At 72.3% G+C, this 21,817-nt stretch carries 19 protein-coding genes; 10 read left to right on the top strand and 9 right to left on the bottom strand.

Annotation, left to right across the window (positions count from 1 at the left end):
- The first annotated feature begins 304 nt into the window (after positions 1–304).
- From AC3IYJ_RS03535 to AC3IYJ_RS03515, 5 genes are all read left to right on the top strand, one after another.
- Positions 305–571, top strand: a complete 267-nt coding sequence (locus AC3IYJ_RS03535) for a StsA-related sactipeptide RiPP (RefSeq protein ID WP_489399871.1) — start codon at positions 305–307, stop codon at positions 569–571.
- 75 nt (positions 572–646) lie between these two features.
- The gene (gene stsB / locus AC3IYJ_RS03530; RefSeq protein ID WP_489399870.1) at positions 647–2,140 is read left to right on the top strand and encodes a StsB family radical SAM/SPASM domain sactipeptide maturase; all 1,494 of its coding nucleotides are present in this window, start codon (positions 647–649) and stop codon (positions 2,138–2,140) included.
- The gene (locus tag AC3IYJ_RS03525; protein WP_489399869.1) at positions 2,121–2,417 is read left to right on the top strand and encodes a PqqD family protein; all 297 of its coding nucleotides are present in this window, start codon (positions 2,121–2,123) and stop codon (positions 2,415–2,417) included. Before stsB ends, AC3IYJ_RS03525 begins: the two co-directional genes overlap by 20 nt.
- Positions 2,414–3,853, top strand: a complete 1,440-nt coding sequence (locus AC3IYJ_RS03520) for an NAD(P)/FAD-dependent oxidoreductase (RefSeq protein ID WP_489399868.1) — start codon at positions 2,414–2,416, stop codon at positions 3,851–3,853. Before AC3IYJ_RS03525 ends, AC3IYJ_RS03520 begins: the two co-directional genes overlap by 4 nt.
- A complete protein-coding gene (locus tag AC3IYJ_RS03515; protein ID WP_489399867.1) occupies positions 3,843–5,696 on the top strand; it encodes a S9 family peptidase in 1,854 nt (617 codons plus the stop codon). The genes AC3IYJ_RS03520 and AC3IYJ_RS03515 overlap by 11 nt, the downstream gene beginning before the upstream one ends.
- 54 nt (positions 5,697–5,750) lie before the next feature.
- Here the strand turns inward: AC3IYJ_RS03515 and AC3IYJ_RS03510 are convergent, their stop codons facing one another.
- The 6 genes from AC3IYJ_RS03510 to AC3IYJ_RS03485 form a co-directional block, all read right to left on the bottom strand.
- Positions 5,751–7,100: a helix-turn-helix domain-containing protein gene (locus AC3IYJ_RS03510; protein ID WP_489399866.1), complete on the bottom strand. Its 1,350-nt coding sequence runs from the start codon at positions 7,098–7,100 to the stop codon at positions 5,751–5,753.
- Positions 7,101–7,193: 93 nt separating this feature from the next.
- Entirely contained in the window at positions 7,194–7,832 is a 639-nt protein-coding gene (locus AC3IYJ_RS03505; RefSeq protein WP_489399865.1) for a GAF domain-containing protein, read from the bottom strand.
- Positions 7,829–8,698, bottom strand: coding sequence for a S8 family serine peptidase (locus tag AC3IYJ_RS03500; RefSeq protein WP_489399864.1), 870 nt, complete (start codon positions 8,696–8,698; stop codon positions 7,829–7,831). The genes AC3IYJ_RS03505 and AC3IYJ_RS03500 overlap by 4 nt, the downstream gene beginning before the upstream one ends.
- Positions 8,689–11,697: an adenylate/guanylate cyclase domain-containing protein gene (locus AC3IYJ_RS03495; RefSeq protein ID WP_489399863.1), complete on the bottom strand. Its 3,009-nt coding sequence runs from the start codon at positions 11,695–11,697 to the stop codon at positions 8,689–8,691. The genes AC3IYJ_RS03500 and AC3IYJ_RS03495 overlap by 10 nt, the downstream gene beginning before the upstream one ends.
- Before the next feature lie 64 nt (positions 11,698–11,761).
- Positions 11,762–12,211 (bottom strand): aroma-sacti cluster domain-containing protein, encoded by a 450-nt coding sequence (locus tag AC3IYJ_RS03490; protein WP_489399862.1) that lies wholly within the window; start codon positions 12,209–12,211, stop codon positions 11,762–11,764.
- A 13-nt stretch (positions 12,212–12,224) separates the two neighbouring features.
- A complete protein-coding gene (locus tag AC3IYJ_RS03485; RefSeq protein ID WP_489399861.1) occupies positions 12,225–13,250 on the bottom strand; it encodes an MvdC/MvdD family ATP grasp protein in 1,026 nt (341 codons plus the stop codon).
- Between the two features lie 170 nt (positions 13,251–13,420).
- Between AC3IYJ_RS03485 and AC3IYJ_RS03480 the strand changes: the two genes are divergently transcribed.
- The 5 genes from AC3IYJ_RS03480 (at position 13,421) to AC3IYJ_RS03460 (ending at position 18,519) form a co-directional block, all read left to right on the top strand.
- Entirely contained in the window at positions 13,421–14,362 is a 942-nt protein-coding gene (locus AC3IYJ_RS03480; protein WP_489399860.1) for an ABC transporter ATP-binding protein, read from the top strand.
- 4 nt (positions 14,363–14,366) lie between these two features.
- Positions 14,367–15,176: an ABC transporter permease gene (locus tag AC3IYJ_RS03475; RefSeq protein ID WP_489399859.1), complete on the top strand. Its 810-nt coding sequence runs from the start codon at positions 14,367–14,369 to the stop codon at positions 15,174–15,176.
- Between the two features lie 20 nt (positions 15,177–15,196).
- The gene (locus AC3IYJ_RS03470; protein WP_489399858.1) at positions 15,197–16,384 is read left to right on the top strand and encodes a YcaO-like family protein; all 1,188 of its coding nucleotides are present in this window, start codon (positions 15,197–15,199) and stop codon (positions 16,382–16,384) included.
- A 29-nt stretch (positions 16,385–16,413) separates the two neighbouring features.
- Positions 16,414–17,808 (top strand): TfuA-like protein, encoded by a 1,395-nt coding sequence (locus AC3IYJ_RS03465; RefSeq protein ID WP_489399857.1) that lies wholly within the window; start codon positions 16,414–16,416, stop codon positions 17,806–17,808.
- A 189-nt stretch (positions 17,809–17,997) separates the two neighbouring features.
- Positions 17,998–18,519, top strand: coding sequence for an SgcJ/EcaC family oxidoreductase (locus AC3IYJ_RS03460; RefSeq protein ID WP_489399856.1), 522 nt, complete (start codon positions 17,998–18,000; stop codon positions 18,517–18,519).
- On the opposite strand, the gene AC3IYJ_RS03455 is transcribed toward AC3IYJ_RS03460, so the two are convergent.
- Genes AC3IYJ_RS03455 through sigJ form a run of 3 tightly spaced genes read right to left on the bottom strand, consistent with a single transcriptional unit; the run spans position 18,482 to position 21,660 of the window.
- Positions 18,482–19,861, bottom strand: coding sequence for a HAMP domain-containing sensor histidine kinase (locus AC3IYJ_RS03455; RefSeq protein WP_489399855.1), 1,380 nt, complete (start codon positions 19,859–19,861; stop codon positions 18,482–18,484). The genes AC3IYJ_RS03460 and AC3IYJ_RS03455 overlap by 38 nt on opposite strands.
- Complete coding sequence (locus tag AC3IYJ_RS03450; RefSeq protein ID WP_489399854.1) at positions 19,858–20,655, bottom strand: response regulator transcription factor; 798 nt, start codon at positions 20,653–20,655, stop codon at positions 19,858–19,860. Before AC3IYJ_RS03450 ends, AC3IYJ_RS03455 begins: the two co-directional genes overlap by 4 nt.
- 60 nt (positions 20,656–20,715) lie before the next feature.
- A complete protein-coding gene (sigJ, locus tag AC3IYJ_RS03445; protein WP_489399853.1) occupies positions 20,716–21,660 on the bottom strand; it encodes an RNA polymerase sigma factor SigJ in 945 nt (314 codons plus the stop codon).
- Positions 21,661–21,817 lie beyond the last annotated feature (157 nt).

Raw genomic sequence — 21,817 nt, 5'->3', positions numbered from 1 at the left:
ACAACAGCTGTGGTATGAGCGTGAGGCACGGCATGGAGATCGTCAACACCCTTGAGTGGCTGGTTCAAGCCGCTCTGAACTCCCCCTGAGGACGGGGCCCGTCGTCGGATCGCAGTCTGTCCGCGACGCCCGGCCGCCCTCCGGGCGCCGACGGCAATGTGCCGACAGGCCCCGGTTCGTCCGCGCGCGTATGTCCCGGCCGCCCTTCCGGCACAACCCACATTTGTGGGGTTGTTTCGCCGATCCGCCGCGAGCAGTCTCGGTTGCATCCCCGATCGATCGGAATCTGCGAAAGGTGGAAGGCATGTCCTTCAACTCCCTGGAGGCACTCCGTGCCGCAGGCGTCATCGGCGGCACGATGGCGCCCGCGCTCGAAGAGTTCTACTCGAGCTTGACCGCCGAGGAGACCCACGTCCTCATCTCCACCAAGACCCGCCTCGCGGCGATCCTCCCCGACGTGGCGGCGCACTCCCAGGAGTGGTCCTCGCCCGAGGCCACGAAGGAGGGCTTCGACGCCGCGATGTTGTGTGCGTGCGGCCTTTGGTCCGGTTCCGGGCAGGCGCAGAAGTAGTACGACCGTTCACGGGCGTGGTCCGACGGCCGTTCGCGTCGGGCTGCGCCCGTATCAGCCCAGGGAGGAGGCGGGATGCGCGGGAATCTGGTTCGGAACCTGTCGTTGTTCGACGTGCCGCAGGGCCTGACGTACTTTGTGCACGGCGAGGACCACTTGGTGGTCAACCCGGAGGTGGCCGCGCGGTGCGTCCTGACGGGGCGTGAGTTCCAGGTGCTCCAGGCCCTGGCCGCCGCCCGGGCGCGCGGGGAGCAGCCGGTGCTGGAGCCGGACAGCGGGACGGAGCGCGCCCTCGCCAAGCTGATCTTGAACTGGATCGTCTACTACAACGGCAACAGGCCCGTGGTGCGGCTCTCCGAACCGCCCCTGAACGTCGCCTACTACGCCATCACCGACGGCTGCAACCTGCGCTGCCCGTACTGCTACGCGTCCTCCGAGAAGTGCCTCCCGGGCGAGCTCTCCACCGCCGAGTCGCTGGACCTGGTCTCGCAGCTCGCCGACTTCGGCACCGAGACCATGATCTTCACCGGCGGCGAGCCGATGCTGCGCAAGGACCTGTTCCGGATCGTCGAGCACGCCAAGAGCCGCGGCATGAAGGTCAACGTCATCACCAACGCGACGATGATCCGCAACGCGGCGACGGCGCAACGGTTCGCCGAGCTCTTCGACGCCGTCACGGTGAGCCTGGACGGAGGAACGGCCGAGACCCACGACCGCACCCGCGGCAAGGGCTCGTTCGCCAAGACCCACCGGGCCATCCAGCTGCTCAACGAAGCGGGCGTGCAGCCAGCCATCAACCACATCGTCACCTCGGACAACGTCGACGAGCTGGAGGACTTCGCCTCGTTCCTCGACGGGATCGAGATCCACAGCGTCCGCCTGATGAACCACAACGACCTGGGCCGGGGCGCGAGCGACGACGACGACTTCGGATGGCAGGACCACCTGCGGGTGCAGCAGCTCGTCTGGACCTCCCCGGTCGCCGGCAAGCTGAAGCCGGACGGGCCCAGGCCGGTCTCGCCGTGCTCGGTCAAGGGCAACTGCGGCATGGGCGGCCACGAGATCTACATCAACTCCCTCGGCGACGTCTACCCGTGCAAGCTCGTCACCAGCAAGGCGGACCACGCCGGCAACATCAGGAAGCAGCCGCTCTCCGAGATCTTCAACAGCCCGGTCCTGAGCTCGATGCGCCGGAGCACGGTGTTCGGCGGGGAGTTCCACGAAGACTGCGAGAAGTGCTACATCAAGGCCGCCTGCGGCGGCGGCTGCCGGGCCGCGCACATGTCGGAGTCCGGGGACCTGCGCCGCAACAGCCGGCACCTGTGCCGGATCCTGCGGCACGGCGTCACGACGCAGCTGTGGACGGAAACGGGCGTGACCCGCGCCCAACTCGCCCTCGGCGACCTCGAGATGACGGTCCCGCGCATGGTCGCGACCGGCGAGGTGCACGAGGTCCACGAACAGTGGAAGACCTACGTCCGCACCCCGCAGCCCGCGATCAAGGTCGGCGAACTCATTCCCATCATGCCGGTGAACAGGAGGCTGGGCGATGTCCCTGCACATCAGTGACGCGGTCATCTGGCAGGAGACCCCGGACGGCGTCTCGCTCTACCACACGGAGTCCGGGGACTTCCGGACCCTGAACGCGACCGCCGCACAGATCTGGGTGCTCGTGGAGAGCGAGGAGGACCGCGAGAAGGTCGGCGGGAAGCTGGCGCTGCTGTTCGCGGGACACAACCCCGTGATGACCAAACTCATCCGCGCGGAAGTGGACGCCTTCATCAGCTCCCTGGTCGACGCCGAACTGCTCGAGGAGACCTCGGACCAGCCGGCCGGTCGCCCGTGACCAAGGCCGTCGTCCTCGGCGGAGGCTTCGCGGGAGTGCTGGCGGCCACGGTGCTCGCCAGGCACGTCGACGAGGTCACCGTGGTCGAAGGCGGCCGGTACCCGGCGGGCCCGGAGCCGCGGCCGGGACTGCCCCAGGCGTTCCACAGCCACGTACTGGTGACCGCCGGCGCCGAGGCCCTGGAGACCCTCCTCCCCGGCACGCAGGCGGCGCTGGCGGCCCGCGGCGCGCACCGGCGCGGCCTGTCGGACGAGGCCCTGATCCTGAGCGCGGGAGGCTGGTTCCGCCGCCAGGAGACCGGCGCCTTCCTGATCTCGTGCAGCCGGTGGCTCCTGGACCACGTCGTCCGCGAGCGGGCGCTGGCCGCGGGCGCGGTATCGGTGCGCGAGCGCACCCGGGTCCTGGGGCTGGCCGGGGACGCCTCGCGCGTCACCGGCGTCCTCCTCGCGCGCTCGGACGGCTCCACCGAGACCCTCCGCGCCGACCTCGTGGTCGATGCGACGGGCCGCCGCTCGCGGGCCCCCCGTTGGCTGGCCGCGCTGGGCGGGCCCGCCGTCGAGGAGGAGGTGGTCGACCCGGGTCTGGCGTACTCCACCCGGATCTACCGGGCCCCCGCCGCCCTGGCCGCCCGGATCCCGGCGATCATGGTCCACCCGGCCCCGGACCCGGACCCGAAGAACGGCCGGCCGGGTCATGGCGCGACGCTGTTCCCCGTGGAGGACGGCCGGTGGACCGTCACCCTGACCGGCACGCGCGCCGCGGCGCCGCCGGTCGACGAGCAGGGCTTCACCGACTGCGCCCGCGCGCTGCGCTCACCGGTCGTCGCCGAGCTGCTGGCCGAGGCCGAACCGCTGGGCACCGTACGCCCGTTCCGGGCCACGGCGAACCGCCGGAGGTACTTCGAACGGGCGCCCGGACCGGAGGGATTCCTGGTCCTCGGAGACGCCCTGGTCGCCGTCAACCCCGCCCACTCCCACGGAATGTCCGTCGCCCTGCTCAGCGCCGTGCGCATCGACCGCGAGCTGGAGCGCACCGGGGCCGTCCCCGCCGCCTTCCCCGCACTGCAGGCCGCCGTGGCGGAGGTGGCGCAGACCTCGTGGTGGATGGCCACCGAGCAGGACCGCGGGCCCGCGGCCGAGGACGTCGAAGACGGCGCCGAGGAGGGCGCCGGGCAGCTGGTACGGGGCCTCATGTCCCGGGCCGTGCTGGGCAACCCGGCTCTGATGACCGACCTGTTCCGCACGCAGACCCTGCTGCCCCGGCGGACCGGGGCCCACCCGTCCCGGCACCCCGTGCCGTCACCGTCCGCCGCAGCGAGGCCGCCGCTGGACACCGACGAGGCGGTCGCGCAGTTCCCCGTACTCGCCGAGTGGTGGTTCTCGGGGCGTCGCAGTCCGCGTCGGAGCCCCGCCCTGGAGGAGACCCGTGGCCACTGAAGGCGTACCGCCGATTCCGCACTCCGTGCTGTTCGGGAACCCCTCGTACCTCGTACCCGAGATCTCGCCGGACGGGACCCGGCTCCTCTACCTGGCACCCGAGGACGGCGTCCTGAACGTGTGGACGGCCCCGGTGGACCGGCCGGACGAGGCCAGGGCCGTGACGCACGACCGGGGGCGCGGCATCCGGACGTACGGGCTCTGCCACGACGACCGCACGCTGTTCTACCTGCGCGACGGGAACGGCGACGAGAGCTGGAAGCTGTACCTCGTCGACCTCCTCACCGGCGAGGAACGCTGCGCCACCCCCTTCGACGGGGTCCAGGCGCGGGTGCTGGCGCACAACCGGTGGCACCCCGGGACCATCCTCCTGGGACTGGACAGGGACCGGCCGGGACGGCACGACGTCTACCGCCTGGACCTGCCGACGGGCGCTCTCACCAAGGTCGCCGAGAACCCCGGATACCTGAGCTGGATCATCGACACCGACCTGCGGGTCCGCGGGGGCACGGCCCTGAAGCCCGACGGCTCGATGGCCGTCCGCCTCCACCCCGCGGACGCGCCGGACGACGGGGGCGCGCCCCCGTGGCTGGAGGTGCCCTACGAGGACGCGATGGGCACGCGCGTCATCGGCTTCGCACGCGACGGCGCCACCTGCTACCTGCTGACCTCCCTCGGGGCCAACGCGAACCGCCTCCACGCGGTGGACGTGGCGAGCGGACGGCGGACCCTGCTGGCCGAGGATCCGGTGTACGACGTCAAGCAGGTCGAGATGGACCCGGCGACCCGTAGGCCGCAGGCGGTGCTGTTCGCCAAGGACCGCGACGAATGGGTCTTCCTCGACGAGGAGTTCGGCGAGGACATCGGGCGCATCCGCGGCGCACTCGCCCTCCTGGACATCGACGGCGAGATCTACATCGACCGCACCGACCGTTCCGGACGGCTGTGGACGGTCTCGGTGGTCACCGGGGCGGGCCCGGTCCTCTACTACGTCCACGATCGCGCGGACGGAACCCTGCGCTACCTCTTCAGCCACCACACGGAGCTCGAACGCCACCGGCTGGCCAGGATGGAGCCCTTCGAGTTCACCGCGCGCGACGGGGTCGCCGTGCACGGCTACGTGACCTGGCCGCCCGGGGCCGACCGCAAGGCGCTGCCCGCCGTGGTCAACGTGCACGGCGGGCCGTGGGCCCGCCACACCTTCGCCTTCGACGAGGAGGCCCAGCTCCTGGCCAACCGCGGCTACGCCTGCGTACAGGTCAACTTCCGGGGCTCGACGGGCTACGGCAAGCACTTCCGCAACCTGGGCGCCAAACAGTGGGGCGCCGCGATGCAGACCGATCTGCTCGACGCGCTCGACCACCTCGTCGCCGACGGGAGCGTGGACCCGGCCCGGGTCGCCATCATGGGCTGCTCGTACGGGGGCTACGCCGCGCTGGTCGGCGCGGCCTTCACGCCGTCGGTGTTCAGCTGCGCGATCGACCTCTGCGGTCCGTCGAACCTGCTGACCATGCTGGCGGCCGGCGCGCCCCAGCGGACCCCGCTGCAGGCGTTCATGCACGCCCAGGTCGGAGATCCGGACACCGAGCGCGACATGCTGTGGGCGCGGTCCCCGCTGTCGAGGGTCGACGAGATCCGCATCCCGATCCTCGTGGTGCAGGGTGCCAACGACGTCCGGGTGCCCCGGGCGGAGGCCGAGCAGCTCGTCGCGGCGCTGGAGGCCAAGGGGCTCCCGTACGAGTACCTGCTCTTCCCCGACGAGGGCCACGGCCTGGCCAGGCCCGCCAACCGGCAGGCCTACTACGAGGCCGTCGAGCGGTTCCTCGCCGCCCACTTGGGGTGACCGGGCCGGGCCCCCGCCGCCGGGGCGCCGGGCCGTTCGTGCGGCGGGCGGCCGTCACCCCGCGGCCAGGGCCGCCCGCAGCAGGTTCGGCAGGTGCAGGCGCGTCCGGGCCTCCTCGTGCGAGGCCCGGACGAGCCCGCAGGCCATCAGCGCGCCCAGCTCGTCCACCACCTGGGTCAGCGGCCGGCCCAACGCCCCGGCGGCCTCGGTGACCGTAGGAGCCCGCTCGAAGCGCACCAGCTCCTCCAGGACCGCGCGCCGGGCGGGGTCCAGGTCCTCGAACCCGGACCGGATCATGGAGCCGACCGTCCCGGGAACACCCGCCGACCACGCCGGGACCGGCAGATCGAGCAGGTCCGCCGCGGGCGCGTCCGCCAGCTGCGCCAGCGAAAGCACCCGGAACCTCGCGGCCACCGCCTCCAGGGCGACGGGCAGCCCGTCCAGCCTCCGGCACAGCCGTACCACCGCCTCGGCGTCGTCCCGGCCGAGTGCGAAACCCGGCCGGACCTCGGCGAGCCGGTCGACCAGCAGCCGTACCGAGGGCACCGAGGCCAGCGCCTCCAGCGACCTGGTCGCCTCCCAGTCGGCCCCCGGCGTGGCCAGCGGCGGGACCACGGTCCCCTGGACGCCGGCGACGTGCCACGGCGCACGCGAGGTGCTGACCAGCCGGACACCCGGGCAGTGCGTCAGCAGTTCCTCCACGCCCACCCCGCACCGTGCGTCGGCGACCCCGTCGAGCACGAGCAGCACCTCGCGGCGGCCGATGAGCCGGCAGACGGTGGAGACCTCCTGCGCACGTGACTGCGCACCTGACTGAGCACCCGATCGGGCACCTGACTGAGTACCTGAACGCGCACCCGGTTCGACGAGCAGCCGCAGCGAGGCCGTCACCGGGCCGAAGGCCGTGCCGGGACCGTCGAGGGCCACCGTTCCCGACCCGATCCACAGCACCGGCCACCCGCGGCGCGAACTGAGCCGCGCCGCCAGCTCCGCAGCCACCCGCGACTTCCCCACCCCGGGAAGCCCGGACACGGAGATCATCCGGCGGTGGTCCGACTCCAGCCCGCCCGCCATCGCCCGTACTTCGGTGTCCCGCCCGATGAGGGCGTTGACGGACCGGGGCACGGCGAGACCGGGATCGCCGCCGGCGGGCCCCCGCTGCTGGCCGCCCAGGGCCGCGGTGATGAAGAGCTCCCGGGGCAGTCCGCCCAGCCTCAGCGCGTCCGCGAGCAGCCGTACGGTCTGCATCCGGGCGTTCACCCGGCCCGACTCCAGGGCGCGGATTGTGCGCGGGCTGATCGTCGACAGGTCGGCGAGGGTCCGCTGGGTCAGCCCGGCCTGGACCCGCTTGAAGCGGAGCAGTTCGGGAAACGAAGGGGCCTCGTCCTCGGCTCTGTGAACCATGGGCGGGAGCGTAGGAGGGGCCCGTTCCGCAGGCGTCTCCACCGGCGTCTCGGGCGCGTCGCCGACACGTCTGCGCCGCGTCTCCTTCGGCCGTCAGACCGGCTTCGAAGCGGAATGCGAGCGTCGGTCCAGCAGGTCCAGACAGATGCCGAGCAGCGAGACGGCCAACGGGTCGGACACGTCGGTGACCGCGTGCTGCGACAGCCGCGCCACCAGGTCGCCCATGCGCGGCACGGCGGTCGCGGCCCGCTGGCTGCGCCGCAGCAACGCCAGGCTGAGCGCGGCCTGGGTCGCGAGCAGCCCCAGCAGCTCGATGTCGTCGAGCTCCCGGCCCGGGGCGCCCGCGTCGCGGGTGTGGCGGTCGAGCACCTCGATCACACCGATGCACTCTCCGTCGGCGATGAGCGGGGCGGCCATGATGCTCGCGGGAACGTACCCGGTGGACGCCGCCGCGTCGCGGGCGAACTGGTCGGTCCCGCCCACGTCGTCCGTGATCAGGGGCTGACCGCTGGCCGCCACCCAGCCGGCGATGCCGGTACCGGGCTCGAAGCGCTTGCCGACGAGGCCCTGTTCGCCCTCGCCCGCGACCGCCGCGAAGATCAGCTCACCGGTGTCGGGACTCACCATGAACACCGAGGACGCGGCGGCTCCGTAGATGTAACGGGCCACCGAGACCACGGACTGGAGCAGTTGGCGTTCGGTCGCCATGAACTCGGTTGACCAGGACGTCATTTTCCCCCTCCTCGGGGTGCTACGTTCGCGGCGCAGTGGTACAGGACGCTCTTGAGCTGGAACGGCGTGAGCCAGGGATGCTTGCCCAGGACGAGCGCCGCGATCCCGGCCATGTGCGGGGCCGCGAAACTGTTGCCGGTGTTGCGCACGGTGCCTCCGCCGGGACTCGCCACCGGTACGCGCACCCCGCGCGCGCGGAACTCGACCGGGGGAGCCGCGTTGTAGTAGAAGCGCATGCCGTCCGGCTCGGCATGGCTGGCGACCGAGACGACCGACGCGAAGTTCCACGGGAAGCTCTCGATCGGCAGGTTGTGCGCGGCGGCCACCAGGGTCGTCCGGCGGAAGTAGGCGCGGTCGCACAACTCTCCCAACCGGTCCCGGAATTCCACCCTGTTCGTAGACAGGCTCATGCTGATGACGTCGAACCCCTCCTCGATGGCGAAGGAGAGTCCGGCGATCAGCGCGGAGGCGCTGCCGGACCTCCCGTCGCCCAGCACCTTCAGCGAACTGAGCGACACCCCCGGGGCGATGGAGCGGATGATCCCCGCGCAGGCGGTCCCGTGCCCGGCGCTGTCGAGCGGCTCGCACTCCTCCACGCGCGGCGCCCGGCCCTCGCCCGTCACCACCTGCCACGCCCGCTCGACCGGCCCGACCAGCGGATGCGTCGCGTCGACACCGCTGTCGAGCACGCAGACGCGTACGCCCTCCCCGCTCGCGCCGCCCCAGGCCCAATCGGAGTCGATCCCCTCGAACAGGACCGTCGGGACGGGCTCGCCGGGGCCGCCGTCGGCAGGCATGCTCCAGGCCGGCATCCCGGAGGCGTGCGGCACCCGCTCGCGCCGCCAGGGCGCGTCGCTCACATCCATGCCCGCACCGACCCCAGAGGTTTCGTGGCACCGACCGTGGCGTAGCCGTCCGCGGCCAGCGCGGCCATGGCGCGGGCGTCCGACTCCTCGCCCAGGAACCGGTGGGCACGGGCCAGGTCGAAGCAGACCTCGCCGCGCAGACAGGGGTCGTCGAGGTCCTCCAGCAGGCCGACCACCTCGTCGCGCATCGGATCGGCCCGGCCCTCCTCGGCGGCGATCAGCACGGAAGCGGACATGCACAGGATCCGGCCCCGCACGTCCATCCGGTCGCACTGCGACAGGAGCGCAGCGATGCGCGCCGCGGCCCCGCCGGTCCCGTCGTGGCGTGCGAACTCGCGCGCCGCCTGCACCCGCATGGTCAGGGCCGTCGGTACGTAGCCGGCCCGTTCGAGGGCGTCGGCCGCGCCCCGGAAGCACCGTTCGGCCTCCTCGTGCTCGCCCTCCAGCGAGGCCGCCAGGCCGGCCACCTGGTCGACCAGGACGCCCCCCATGGCCAGCCGGAGCTGCTCGACCACCCATTCGGCCTCGGCGAGCGCCGCGCGGGCTCCGGCGCGGTCCCCGGTCAGCGCCAGGCAGCGGGCCCTGGCGGCCAGTGCGGGCAGCGCCAGGAACCGGTCCGCGGCGAACCGCTCCAGGAGCTCCGCGCAGCCCGCCAGCTTCTCCGCCACGGGAGTCGCGGACCACTGCCGGATCTCGCACAGGGCCACCAGGAGGCGGTCCTCCTCGTACGGATCGCCGATGCCCCGGGCGTGCCCGAGCGCGGCGCCCGCGGCTTGCTCGGCCGCTCCGAACCGGCCGTGGTCCAGGTGGAACAGCATCCGCACCTGCTCGAACCGGCACCAGGCGAACCGGTCGCCAGGGCCGTCGGGGCCTTCGGGGCCGTTGAGCCCGCCGGGGTCGCCGGGGTCGCCCAGTTCCGCGCGGAGCTCCTCGACCTGCGCGGCGGTGATCCTGCCGAGCCGCGCCGCCAGCAGGTACCGCTGGACCAGACAGGGACCCCCGGCTCCCACACCCCCGGCTCCGCCCCCCTCCTCGCCGCCGGGTCCCTGGAGCGGGCCGTCCGTCACCACCTCCAGAGCGCGCCCGGTGTCACCGGCGAGCATGAGGGCGTCGCTGAGCCGGATGGCCGCGACCGACCGGCACGCGTCGGACCCCTTGCGCGCCAGTACGAGGGCCCGTTCGAGCAACCCGATCGCCGTCGGCACGTCCCGCTGTCGCAGCGCCACGGTGCCCTCCGCCAGCAGCGCCTCGGCGGCCTGCCGCGTCAGCCCCACCAGCTCCGCGTCGTCCGGGCGCAGCCCCGTCAGGAGGTGCGCGGCGGCTTCGAAGTGGAAGCCGGGACCGAAGCCGCGCTCGGCCAGCCGCCGGTGCCACGTGATGCGCTGCTCCTTCTCCAGCCGCCCGTACGCCACTTCGTGCACCGCCTGCTGAACGAAGCGGTAGCCGCCCTCCTCCGGCGTGGCGTGGATCAGCCGCCGTCCCACGAGCGCGTCCACGCCCTGCGCGGGCAGGTCCTCGCCGAGCAGCGCGAGCTGCTCCAGGGTGAACGAAGGGCCGATCACCGAAGCCGCGCCGAGCAACCTCGCCGCGGGCTCGGGCAGTTGGTCGATCATGGCGCCCACCATCGCGGTGATGGTCGGCGGCATCCGGTCGACGGTGCGCCCGCCGCTGAGCCAGTCCATCATCAGCCGGATGTACAGCGGGTTCCCCGCGCTGTAGTCCAGGACCCGGTCGACCAGTTCGAGGGCGTGCAGTTCCACCTCACCGGCGTCCCTGCGCGCGGCCAGCGAGAGCGCCAGCTGCGCGCTGTCGGCCGGGAGCAGCGCCCCGACGTCGATCACCTGCTCCTCCGGGAGCGGGGGACTCTCGTCCCGCGCCGACAGTTCGGACCTGGACACGCAGACCGTCAGGAGCGGAACGTCCCCCAGTCCTGCGGCCAGTTCGCCGATCAGCCGCAGGAGCGAGCGCCCCGCCCACGCGAGGTCGTCCCACACCACGACGAGCGGTCGCGACGCCGCGGCGGTGAGCAGCTCGCGCGCCGCCCAGGCCACCTCCTCGACCCCCGGCCCTGGAACGGCGTCGGCGCCGCGGGGGAGCGGGGCTTCGCGGAGCCCGTCCAGCACGGCGGCGATCCGGCTGTCGGTCCTCAGCAACTCGGCGCTGGAGGGGTCCTGCCGGGTCAGTCCGTCCAACACCTCGAGGAGTGTCGAGTGGACGCCGTCCGCGCCGTAGGACGGACAGCTCGCGAACACGGCGATGGGCTCCGCCCCGGCCGCGACGAGGTCGTCCACGGCCTCCCGCACCAGGCGGGTCTTGCCGATGCCCGGCGGCCCGAGCACGGTCACCAGCGCGGGCCGTCGGTCGCGGGCCACCCGCTGGTAGATCAGGCGCAGCCGGCGCCGTTCGGCGCTGCGGTCCACCATGGGCGAGTCCTCGCCCGTCCGGTCGGCGCGGGCCGTCCCGGTCACCAGGAGCACGGGTACCGGTTCGGCCTTGCCCTTCAGCGCCACCGGAGGCACCGGGGACATGGTGTAGTGCGCGCGTGCCAGGTGCGCCACGGTCTCGTTGACGATGATCTCCCCGGCCACCGCCAGCGACTGCAGGCGCGCGGCCAGGTTGACCACGTCTCCGACCACCCGGATCCCGGCCCTGACCGAACGCGTCACCAGAGCCTCGCCGGCCGCGATGCCGCAGTGCACCTCGACCGGCGCCGCGTCGGCGGCCGGTGTGCGCAGGTCACGGACGGCGATGCGGATGCGGGTGGCCGCCCGCAGCGCCCGTAGGGCGTCGTCCTCCCGCGAGGTGTCGGCGCCGAAGACCGCCATGACGGCGTCGCCGATGAACTTCTCCACGACCCCGCCGTGCTCCTCCACCGCGTCCGAGCAGATCTCGTAGTACTGGTCGAGGAGCTGCTGCAGGGCCTCCGGATCCACCCGCTCGGCGAGCCGGGTCCATCCGACGAGGTCGAGGAAGAGAACGACCACCAGTCTGCGGCTCATGCGCGGTTCTCCTTCAGGGGCCCGTCGTCACATTGCCGTCATCGCCCCAAGGGCGGCGCCGGGGTCAGAGCAGCTTCAGGTCGTGGGCCCACACCTCGGCTTCCGCTCCGGAGTCCGCCTGGTTCAGCCGGTGCTGGACCGCCACGATGACGGCGGCCTCCTCCTCGGTGAGGTGGGCCAGCACCTCGCGCTGCGCCGCGCTCAACTGGTCGACAGGGAGGCCCGCTTCACGTAGAGCGGTCAGAGGATCGAACACGTCGTTCACCCCATTCACGGGGCCGCACGGGGGCGGCCACACATCGATCGGCAGGATCCGGTGCACGTAGCAGTAGGCGACCAGCTCCGCCCGGTTCTTGCAGTTGAACCGGTCGAGGAGGACGCTGATCTCCTCTCCCACGGTGTGTCTGCTCAGGCGCAGCGCGCGCGCCACGCGGTCGGTCGTGTGGCCCCGCGCCACCATGGCCACCAGCACCAGGCCCCGGGTGGACATCTCGGGTCCGCGGATCGACGTCACCAACGCGAGCTCCTCACGACGTACTCCGTACGAACAACTCGCGCACCATCACGGCGGCCATGAAGGAGACGCCGTGCCAGCCCGCCTTGCGTTCGAACCACAGCCAGTCCCCGTCGGGGTTGGCCTCCAGGAACACCGGCTCCCCGGTGTCGGACACGAGCAGGTCGAACGCCCCGTAGCGCAGTCCCCACGCGGCGCACAGCGTGCGCACCGCCTCGGCGGCGGGCGCCGGGCAGTCCACGCGCGTCACCTTGACGCTGTTGGGATCCGTCATCGGACTCGACGGGTCGGGCTTGTCGACCTCGAAGGCGCAGATCCCGCCGTCGACCTGGTAGACGCGCAGTTCGCGGGCGTGGGCCACGTACTCCTGGACGACGACGGGACGGCCGTCGGCCGGGAGGGCCCCGGCCGGGATCCCGTCGGCCCCGGCCCGGCCGGCCGCGACGCCCGCGGCCGGGATCCGGGCCGCCCGCTCGCGGCCGACGACCGCGGGCAGGCAGCCCGGCCAGTTCCCCGGCTCCGGCTCGAACAGCCGGAAGTCCGGGGTCTTGACGACGAGGACCGGCGCTCCCACCTCCCGCGCCCCGGCCTGGACGTCGTTGGTGATCACCGTCCGGGGCGTGCGCACGCCCAGCCCGCGGGCGTCCACGAGCTGCCCGGGCCCGACGACCGTCCCGCCGGGCAGCGCGACGGTGGCGGCCGAGGCCACCTGACGCAGGAACCCGGCCCAGGACTCCGCCTGCAACGGGGTCACCGACCCCGCCGGCCGCGCCTGCGCCAGCAGCGCGCAGGCCGAGCCGTGGCGCACCCAGACCACGGCCGGCCGCACGCGCCGCCCGGCGACGTCCAGCAGGCCGGTGTCCACGTCGAGGGACATGGGCGTCGCCGGGATCTCGTCCTGACGGATCAACAGGGTGGGTGTTTCCAACGGCCCCGTCAACGCGTCGCGAACGACCTCCAATTCACGGCCGCCCGCGCAATTCACAAGAACCACCACGGATTTGCCGTCGCGGTACGCCGGATCCTCTGAACGGCTCATGCAGCCGATGTTAGTCACGGCACAGCACGCCGGGAGGCAGAGCAGGGGCAGCTCCAAGGCAGCTTGGGCGGGGCCCGTCGCACCACGCGCCGACAGGCGTAACGTCCACCCGCAGCAACGCGATCGACAATCCTGAGAAACATCAAGACACAGGGTGGAAGGGAGAGATCGTGGCGAATGGTGTGGTGAACGCCGAAGAACTCACCAAGAGATATCGCGGGAAAGAGGCGCCGGCCGTCGACGGCATTTCGTTCGACATAGCCAAAGGCGAGACCATCGGTCTGCTGGGACCCAACGGGGCCGGCAAGACGACCCTGATGAAGATGATCTGCGGCGTCACCCCTCCCACGACCGGGAGGATCCGGGTGTTCGGCGCGGACCCGGCCCGTGACCCGGTCGCGGCCAAGACCGGGATCGGCGCGATGCACCAGTCCGCCCCCTACGACGAGATGCTCTCGGCCCTGGACAACCTGCTCATCGCCACCCGCTTCAAGGGCCTGTCCTGGCGCACGACCCGGCCCTGGGCGATGGAGGTGGCCGAGTACCTCGGTCTCACGGACGCCCTGTCGCGGCTCGTCTTCCAGCTGTCGGGGGGTCAGCGCCAGCGGCTGCAGCTCGTACGGGCGCTGCTGACCATTCCCGAACTCCTGATCCTCGACGAGCCGTCGGCCGGCCTGGACGTGGCCGGACGGCACGAGATCGAACGGTTCGTACGGTGGCTGCGCGAGGAGCACGGCATGACCGTGATCTGGACCAGCCACATCATCGAGGAGCTGGAGCGCAACGCCGAGCGCGTTCTGGTCATCAACAAGGGCAAGGTGGTGCGGTTCGCCGAACCGAGCGAACTGGTGCGGGAGTTCGGGGGTGCGCACCTGCTGGTGAAGGTGGACGACGCGGTCGGGGCCAAGGTCGTCAAGGAATGGGCCGGCACGGCCGGACTGACGGTGACCGCACAGGACGCCGAAGTGCGCATCGAGAACGCGCAGGTACGGGACGTGCTTCCGCAGCTCTCACGGCACTGCCACGACTCCGGAGTGGCGATATCGGGAATCTCCACCGTCACGGACTCGCTGGAGAAGGTCTTCCTCCGTATGACCGGGAATGAGGGCTGAGACCGTGACCGACCTGGGATTCAAGACCACCGCACCGGCGGGCAAAGGGAAACCGGCCGACTTCGGCGCGGTCTTCTACCGCGAATACGCGCTCCTCGCCCGCAACAGGGTCAACCTCATCCTCGGCCTGACCCCCATGCTCGTGTACCTGCTGCTGGTGAACACCTCGCTCGGAAACGTCGTCGGGAACATCGTCTACCGGGGCGAATCACTTCCGTTCTCGGTGTTCCTCCTCCCCATGGTCCTGTCGATGTCCGTGGTGAGCGCATCAGGGACCACCGGAATGGCGATGTTCCAGGAGGAGATGAGCGGGGTGTCGACCCAGCTCTGGAGCTGGCCGCTGCGCCGGTCGCGGTTCCTGGCCGGCAAGCTCCTGGCCGGAGTCTCCCTGGTGCTGGCGCAGAGCGTGCTGGCCCTCGCCGTCGCCGCGATCATCTTCGACTACCCCTTCGAGGCCTCCCACTGGATCTGGCTGCTGGTAGCGCTGACCCTGTCGTCGGTGGCCTTCAACGGGCTGTACCTCGCCGCGGCGGTCCTCATCAGCGACTACCGCACCTTCATGGTGCTCACCAGCATCTCGGTGCCCGTCCTGGTCTTCGCCGCGCCCTCGCTGTCCACGTCCCAGCAACTGCCCACCGTGCTCCAGTGGATCTCCACCGTGAACCCGGTGACGTACGCGGTCACCGGCATGCGCGACGCCGCGATCTTCGGCCTGGACAAGGCCTGGCCGTCCCTGACGGTCCTGGCCGTCGTGGCCCTCGTAGCGAACGCCGTCGCCGCCCGCGCGCTGCTGCGGCGCACCCGCAACCTCTGACCCGCAGGGAGTCGCTCACCGTGCAGACCGAACGATCCGCGCTGTCCTGGCTCGCCTCCCCGCAGGACCTCTCCGTACTGCGCCTGCCGGGTACGAACAGGGCCCGCCTGCCCGCGGCCACCTGGGAGATGGTGAGCCGGGCGGCGGCGAACGTGGGTGTCACCCGGGTCGCGGACGTCACCCGGCTCGACACCATCGGCATCGCGACCTTCCAGGCCGTCCGGCCGCTGTCCAGAACCCTCGCCGTCTCCCAGGGCAAGGGGATGACGCCCGAGCTGGCGAAGCTGTCGGCGGTGATGGAATCGGTCGAGACCTGGCACGTGGAGCAACCGGTGACGCCCGCCCTGAGGGCGGCGCCGCGCGACATCGGCGCCGAGCTGGGCAGGGACTTGGGCTACGACGTCCACGCCCTGCCGCCCTCCGCACCGAGCCTGCTCCACGACGGCCTGCCCCTGGACTGGATGGCGGCCCGCTCACTGGTCGACGGCGCGCGGACGTACGTACCCGTGGACGTGGTCCGGCTGAGCCTGGAGGAGCGGACCGACTGGAACCCGCCGGTGTTCTTCGAGTCGACGAACGGCCTGGCCGGCGGCAACACACTGGTGGAAGCCACCCTCCACGCGCTCTGCGAGGTCATCGAGCGGGACGCGATGACGGCGGCCGTCGCGGCGGGGGGCGAGATGGGCCTACGGGTGGACCCGCGCAGCTCGGGGTCGGCGGAGGCCGAGGAACTGTGCGCGCTCATCGAGCGGGCCGGGGTCATCCTCGAAGTACGCCTCGTGCCCTCGCCCACCGGCCTTCCGTGCTTCCTGGCCTGGGTCGCCTGCCACGACTACCCGGCTCCGATGTTCGGATTCGGCTGCCACCTCGACACCGGGATCGCCCTCACCCGGGCCGTGTCCGAAGCGGCCCAGGCCCGACTCGCCTACATATCGGGGGCCAGGGACGACCTCAAGGAGGACTTCGCCGCCGCGGACACCGACCGCCTGAACAGGGCGCACGCGGCCCCGGCGGCCGACATCCCGGACCTGGTCCGGGAGCCGCCCCGGCACGACGGCCTGGTCGGCGATCTCGGCTACGTGGTCCGGCAGGCGGCCGAGGCCTTCTCCCACCCGCCGCTCGTGGTGGACCTGACCCGCGACGAGATCGGTGTCCCGGTCGTCAAGGTGGTCGCACCGGGCAGCCGTGTGTCTCCGGAGGTGCTGTAGTGAAAGGGCACGGTGTGGAGCGGCACGGCGTGAATGAGCCCAGCGCGAGTACGCCCGGCGCGCGTGCGACCAAGGTGGTCGTCTACGTGGGTCCGACGCTCTCCGCGGCCGATGTCCGCGCGGTGCTCCCGGACGCGGAGGTCCGGCCCCCCGCCGGCCGGGGCGATCTCCTGGCGGACCCGTGGCGGCGCGGCGACGTGGCCGTCGTCATCGACGGCTACTTCCGCGAACGGCGCTCCGTGGGCCACAAGGAGATCCTCCAGCTGCTCACCGAGGGCGTGGACGTGGTCGGGGCTGCGAGCATGGGCGCGCTGCGCGCCGCGGAGCTGGGACCCTGCGGCATGCGGGGCATCGGCACCGTCCACGAGATGTACGCCTCGGGGGAGATCGACGGGGACGACGAGGTGGGCGTGCTGCACGGTCCGGCCGAGATGGGCTATCCGCCGCAGACCGTGGCGCTGGTGAACCTCCGGTACGGCTGCGCGGAGGGCGAGGAGCTGGACCTGGTCCCGGCGGACTCCGGGCGGCGGATCGTGGCGGCGGCCGCGGCCCTGCCGTTCACCCACCGGGGCTGGAAGGACCTCGAACGGGAGGTGGAGGAGGAGGACCACGCGGCGCTGTGGACGCTGGAGGAGATGATCGCCTCCGGCGTCTGGGACCTCAAGCGGCTGGACGCCCTGGCGGCGCTCGCCGAAGTCGCCTCGGGAGCGGCGGCGGACGACCATGCGACCGGGGACGAAGGTCCGGCTGCGCCCGGCCCGGCCGCCGCCCGCGTGCCCTTCACCGGGATCAGCCGTACCCAGTCCCTGGTCCGCGGCACCCGGCGGGAGTACGCCCCCGGCCGGTGGATGTCGGACCTCGACGTCCTGGACGCGGCTCGGCTGTTCGACGCCGACTACCCCGCCCTGCACGAGGAGGTCCTGACCGGAGTCCTGACGGACCTCGCGGAGGCCCGGGACATGACCCCCGAGGCGTACGCGACGGACAGGCTGGGACTGGACGGGCCGGGCCCGCTGCCGGACGCCCTCGCCCGCTGGTTCACGGAGCCGGAACGCGAGCACCTCACCGGTGAGGAGCGGGCCCGGCTGCTCATGGTGAGGGTGTGGCCCGTGTGGCAGTCGATCGACTGGAGACCGGCGGTCCTGGCCCGGCTGCGGGCATCCGAGCGCTGGCAGGAGTGGTGCGATCTGGTGGAGCAGGCCGACGAGGCCGCCGAGACGGCCGGCCCGCGGCTCGCGGTCCCGCCGCCGGTGGTGTGCGCGAAGCTCTTCCTGCGCCACTGGCAGGGGCGCGGCACCACACCGGATGCCGAAATGGCCCGCCGGGGATTCTGCGGACCGGACGAACTGGGCGGCGCCGTAAGGCGGTTCTTCGCCTTCGACATCCGCCGGAGCCGCAGCAGGAGGAACACCGCCGGGCGGTGATCCGGTGCCGATCGGGGCGCCCCCGTGCCGTGGCCGAGGCCGTGCGGCACGGGGTCGCCGCCGGTTTTGCCGGGACCTTCCGTTCCACTGGCCGGGTGCTGTCCTGGCGCTACCTGCGATTGGTGAGGCTGGGACTGTCCACCGGGACCACCGGGACGACAGGCTCTATCGAAGACGCAGGAGTTCCCCATGAAGCGCACGATTTCCCGCCGTACGACGCTGGCGACCGGCGTGGCCCTGGCCGCGGCCCTCGGTGTCACGGCCGTCGCGACCACGGCTTCCGCGCAGCCCGGCAACCAGCCCGGAGGGAGCCGGTCGGGCAAGCCGACGCAGAAGCAGATCGCCGGGCTCTTCGACCAGTGGAACAGGGCCGTCGCCACGGGGGACTCCAAGAAGGTCACGGCGCTCTACGCGCCCGACGCCGTGCTGCTGCCGACCGTTTCGCCGAAGATACGTACCAACCACGCCGAGATAGCCGACTACTTCGACGAGTTCCTCGCGAAGAAGCCGGTGGGGAAGAAGATCGAGACGATCGTCGAGGTCCTCGACCGGAACACCGCGATCGACACCGGCCTGTACCGCTTCACCCTGACGGACAAGACCGGCAAGAGGATCGACGTCGACGCCCGTTACACCTACGTGTACGAGAAGATCGACGGCAAGTGGCTGATCATCAACCACCACTCCTCGGTGCTGCCTGCCGCAGGCTGATCCGCACGCACAGTCCGCCACCGGGAGCGTCCGCGAGAGCGACGCTCCCGCCGTCGTCCGTCACCAACTGCTTGACGATGGCCAGGCCCAGCCCGCTGCCGCCCCGGCCGGTCAGGCCCTGACCGCGCCAGAAGCGGTCGAAGGCACGGGCCTGGTCGGCCCGCGACATCCCCGGACCCTCGTCCGCGACCGTCAGGAGCACGCTCTCGCCGTCCTGCACGACGCGGACCGTGACGGCGGCGCCGTCCGGGGACACCTCCAGCGCGTTGGACAATACGTTGTCCAGCACCTGTTCGAGATGGCCCGCGCTGGCCAGCACGCTCAACCGCTCGTCGACCGGCCGGGCCGCGAACCGTACGCCCCGCTCGTCGCCGAGCGCCCGCCAGACGTCCAGCCGCTCGGCGACCAGCTCGCCCACCGCCACCGGCTCGGCCGCCGAATGCCGGGCCTCCGCGCGCGCCAGTACCAGCAGTCCGTTGACCATGCGGCTCATCCGGGCCACCTCGCCGATGGCCTGGTCCACGTCCTCGCGCACGAGGTCGTCGTCCGTGCCGTCGGCGATGTTGTCCAGGGACAGCCGCAGCGCGGTCAGCGGGGTGCGCAGCTGGTGCGAGGCGTCGGCGACGAAGATCCGCTGGGCGCGTACGAGGATGTCGAGGCGTTCCGCCCCGGTGTTGAGGGTCTGGGCGAGCGTCTGGGTCTCGGGCGGCCCGGTCACCGGGCTGCGCGCGGTCAGGTCGCCGTCGCTGAACTTGGTCGCCATGTCGTTGAGCTGGCGCAGCGGCCGGGTCAGCCGGCGGGCGAACATGGCGCCGATGGCGGCCGCGACCGCGAGGACGCCCAGGGCGAGGAAGGCCCGGAAGCCCCAGATCCGCCAGAGCCTGGCGTTGAGGTCGGCCGTCGGATAGCTGATGCGCACGGCGCCCACGATCCGGCCGTCGGAGGTCCTCGCGGGGACCGTCGTGACCAGGCCGTCCGCCCCGCCGAGTGCTTCGGCCGCCCCCCAGTGGGTCGAGGCGCGGCCCTCCAGCGCCCGGTCGAAGGCCGGGTCCTCCGGCGATGCGGGCAGGGGCAGCGGGGCCACCGCGCCGTGGTCGGCCGTGACCACGTCGGCCACCCCGGGGGTCTGGTCACGGTAGGCCCCGGCCAGCGTGGCCAGCGCCTGGCGGGACGGCCGGTCGTCGGCGGCCAGCAGCAGGGCCATGGTCGCCGCCTCGCGGCGTACCGACTCCTCGGTGTCCTCGCGGAGTTGGGCGGTCAGGGTGAAGGCCACCGGCACGGTGAACGCCGCCAGCGCCACCGCGACCAGCAGGACGTAGCTGACGATGAGCTGCCGGATCAACCGAGGTCTCCCCGTGGGGCGTCGGAGGAGCCCGAACCGGGGCCCGTACCGGGGTCCGCACCGGCGCCCGTACCGGGGCTCGCGCCGGTACCCGTACCAGGATCCGGCGCCGGGTCCTCGGTGACCACGATCAGCCGGAAGCCCACGCCGCGGACCGTCTCGATCGCGACCGCTCCGGTCAGCTTGCGGCGCAGGGCGCCGACGTGGACGTCCAGGGTCTTCGTCGGCCCGAACCAGTTGGCGTCCCAGACCGCTTCCATGATCTGTTCCCTCGTCATCAGCGCGCCCGGTGCCTCGGTGAGGAAGGAGAGCAGGTCGTACTCCTTGGGCGTGAGCACGACCTCCTCCCCGTTCAAGTAGGCCCGGCAGGCGACCCGGTCCACGGCGAGGCGCCCGTGGACCTCCGGCTCGGCCTTCGCCGCGGCGGCCCGGTCGCCGCCCGCCGGCCGGACGCGCCGCATCACGGCCCGGATGCGGGCGATGACCTCGCGCACCCCGAAGGGCTTGGAGACGTAGTCGTCCGCGCCGATCTCCAGCCCCACCACCCGGTCGGTCTCGTCGCTGCGCGCGCTGATCACGATGATCGGCACGTCACCGCGGGCCCGCAGCTCGCGGCACACGTCGAGCCCGTCGGTGTCCGGCAGCCCGAGGTCGAGCAGGACGAGGTCGGCGGCACCGGCCGCGAGGGCCTCCCTGCCGGTGCTGACCCAGTCCACCTCGTACCCGTAGCGGATCAGCCCGCGACGCAGTGATTCGGCCACGGGTTCGTCGTCTTCTACCAGGAGTACGCGCACGTCCTCAGGCTACGTGGACGGTGATCCTGCCGGGCCGCCCGCGACACCCGGTCGGCCCGCTCAGCCACCGGTCCAGGGACGGAGTTTCTCCGGGTTGCGGACCGCCCAGATGCGGGTGACGAGGCCGTCGGCGAGACCGAAGGCGGCCACGGTCACGGTGGCGCCGGAGTGCTGGGCGACCAGGCCGGGCTGCCCGTTGACCGTGCGCTCCAGGAGCGTCAGCCCGGGGGCCTTGTCCGCGATGTGGATCAGGTACTGGGCGATGCGCTCACTGCCCTCGACCGGGCGGAGCGCGGCGCCGACCAGTCCGCCGCCGTCGGCGATCATCGTGGCGTCGGGGGCGAGGAGGCCGACGAGGGCCTTGATGTCCTTGGCCTCCCAGGCCTCCTTGAAGTTCCGTACCAGTCCGGCCTGTCCGGCCGTCGGAGCCGCCGGGGCCCGCGCGGCTCCGACGCGCCGACGGGCCGAGGCGGCCAGCTGACGGCAGGCCGCCGGCGTGCGGCCGAGGATCTCGGCGACCTCGCCGAAGGGGTACCGGAAGACGTCGTGCAGGACGAACGCCACGCGTTCGGCCGGGGTCATCGCCTCCAGTACGAGGAGGAAGGCCATGTTCACCGACTCGTCGAGTGTGACCCGGTCCGCGGGGTCGCCCGGCCCGGCCGCACCGCCGTCCGCCGACCCGCCGATCCACTCCGTACGGTCGGGCAGCGGCTCGGGTATCCATTCGCCGACGTAGCGCTCGCGACGCACCCGCGCCGAGCCGAGCAGGTCCAGGCAGACGCGGCTGGCCACCGTCGTCAGCCAGGCGCCGGGGGACCGGATGGCCTCCTGCTGCGCCCGCGACATCGCGTACCAGCGGGTGTACGTCTCCTGCACGGCGTCCTCGGCCTCGGCCAGCGAACCGAGCAGCCGGTAGGAGAGGTTCATCAGCTGACGCCGCTCGCCGACGATCGCGCTCAGGTCCGGTTCCGACCGCTGGACACCTGACTCGGCTGGCGTGCTCATGGTGACGACCGCTCCCTCGTGCTTCTCGTCGGCTCCCGCGCTCGCCAGTTGGGCGGAACGCCACACCTGAAGGTGCGGCCGGCGCTGCGCCTCACATTTCGCGGGGCTGCGTCGTCGGACCGTCGAGACACTACCGATCCACCGCCGCAAGGCAGAA

The organism is Streptomyces sp. GL_140 (genome assembly GCF_057834465.1).
The sequence above is the reverse complement of the archived record's forward strand: the minus strand, read 5'-3'. Positions and strand labels throughout refer to the sequence as shown.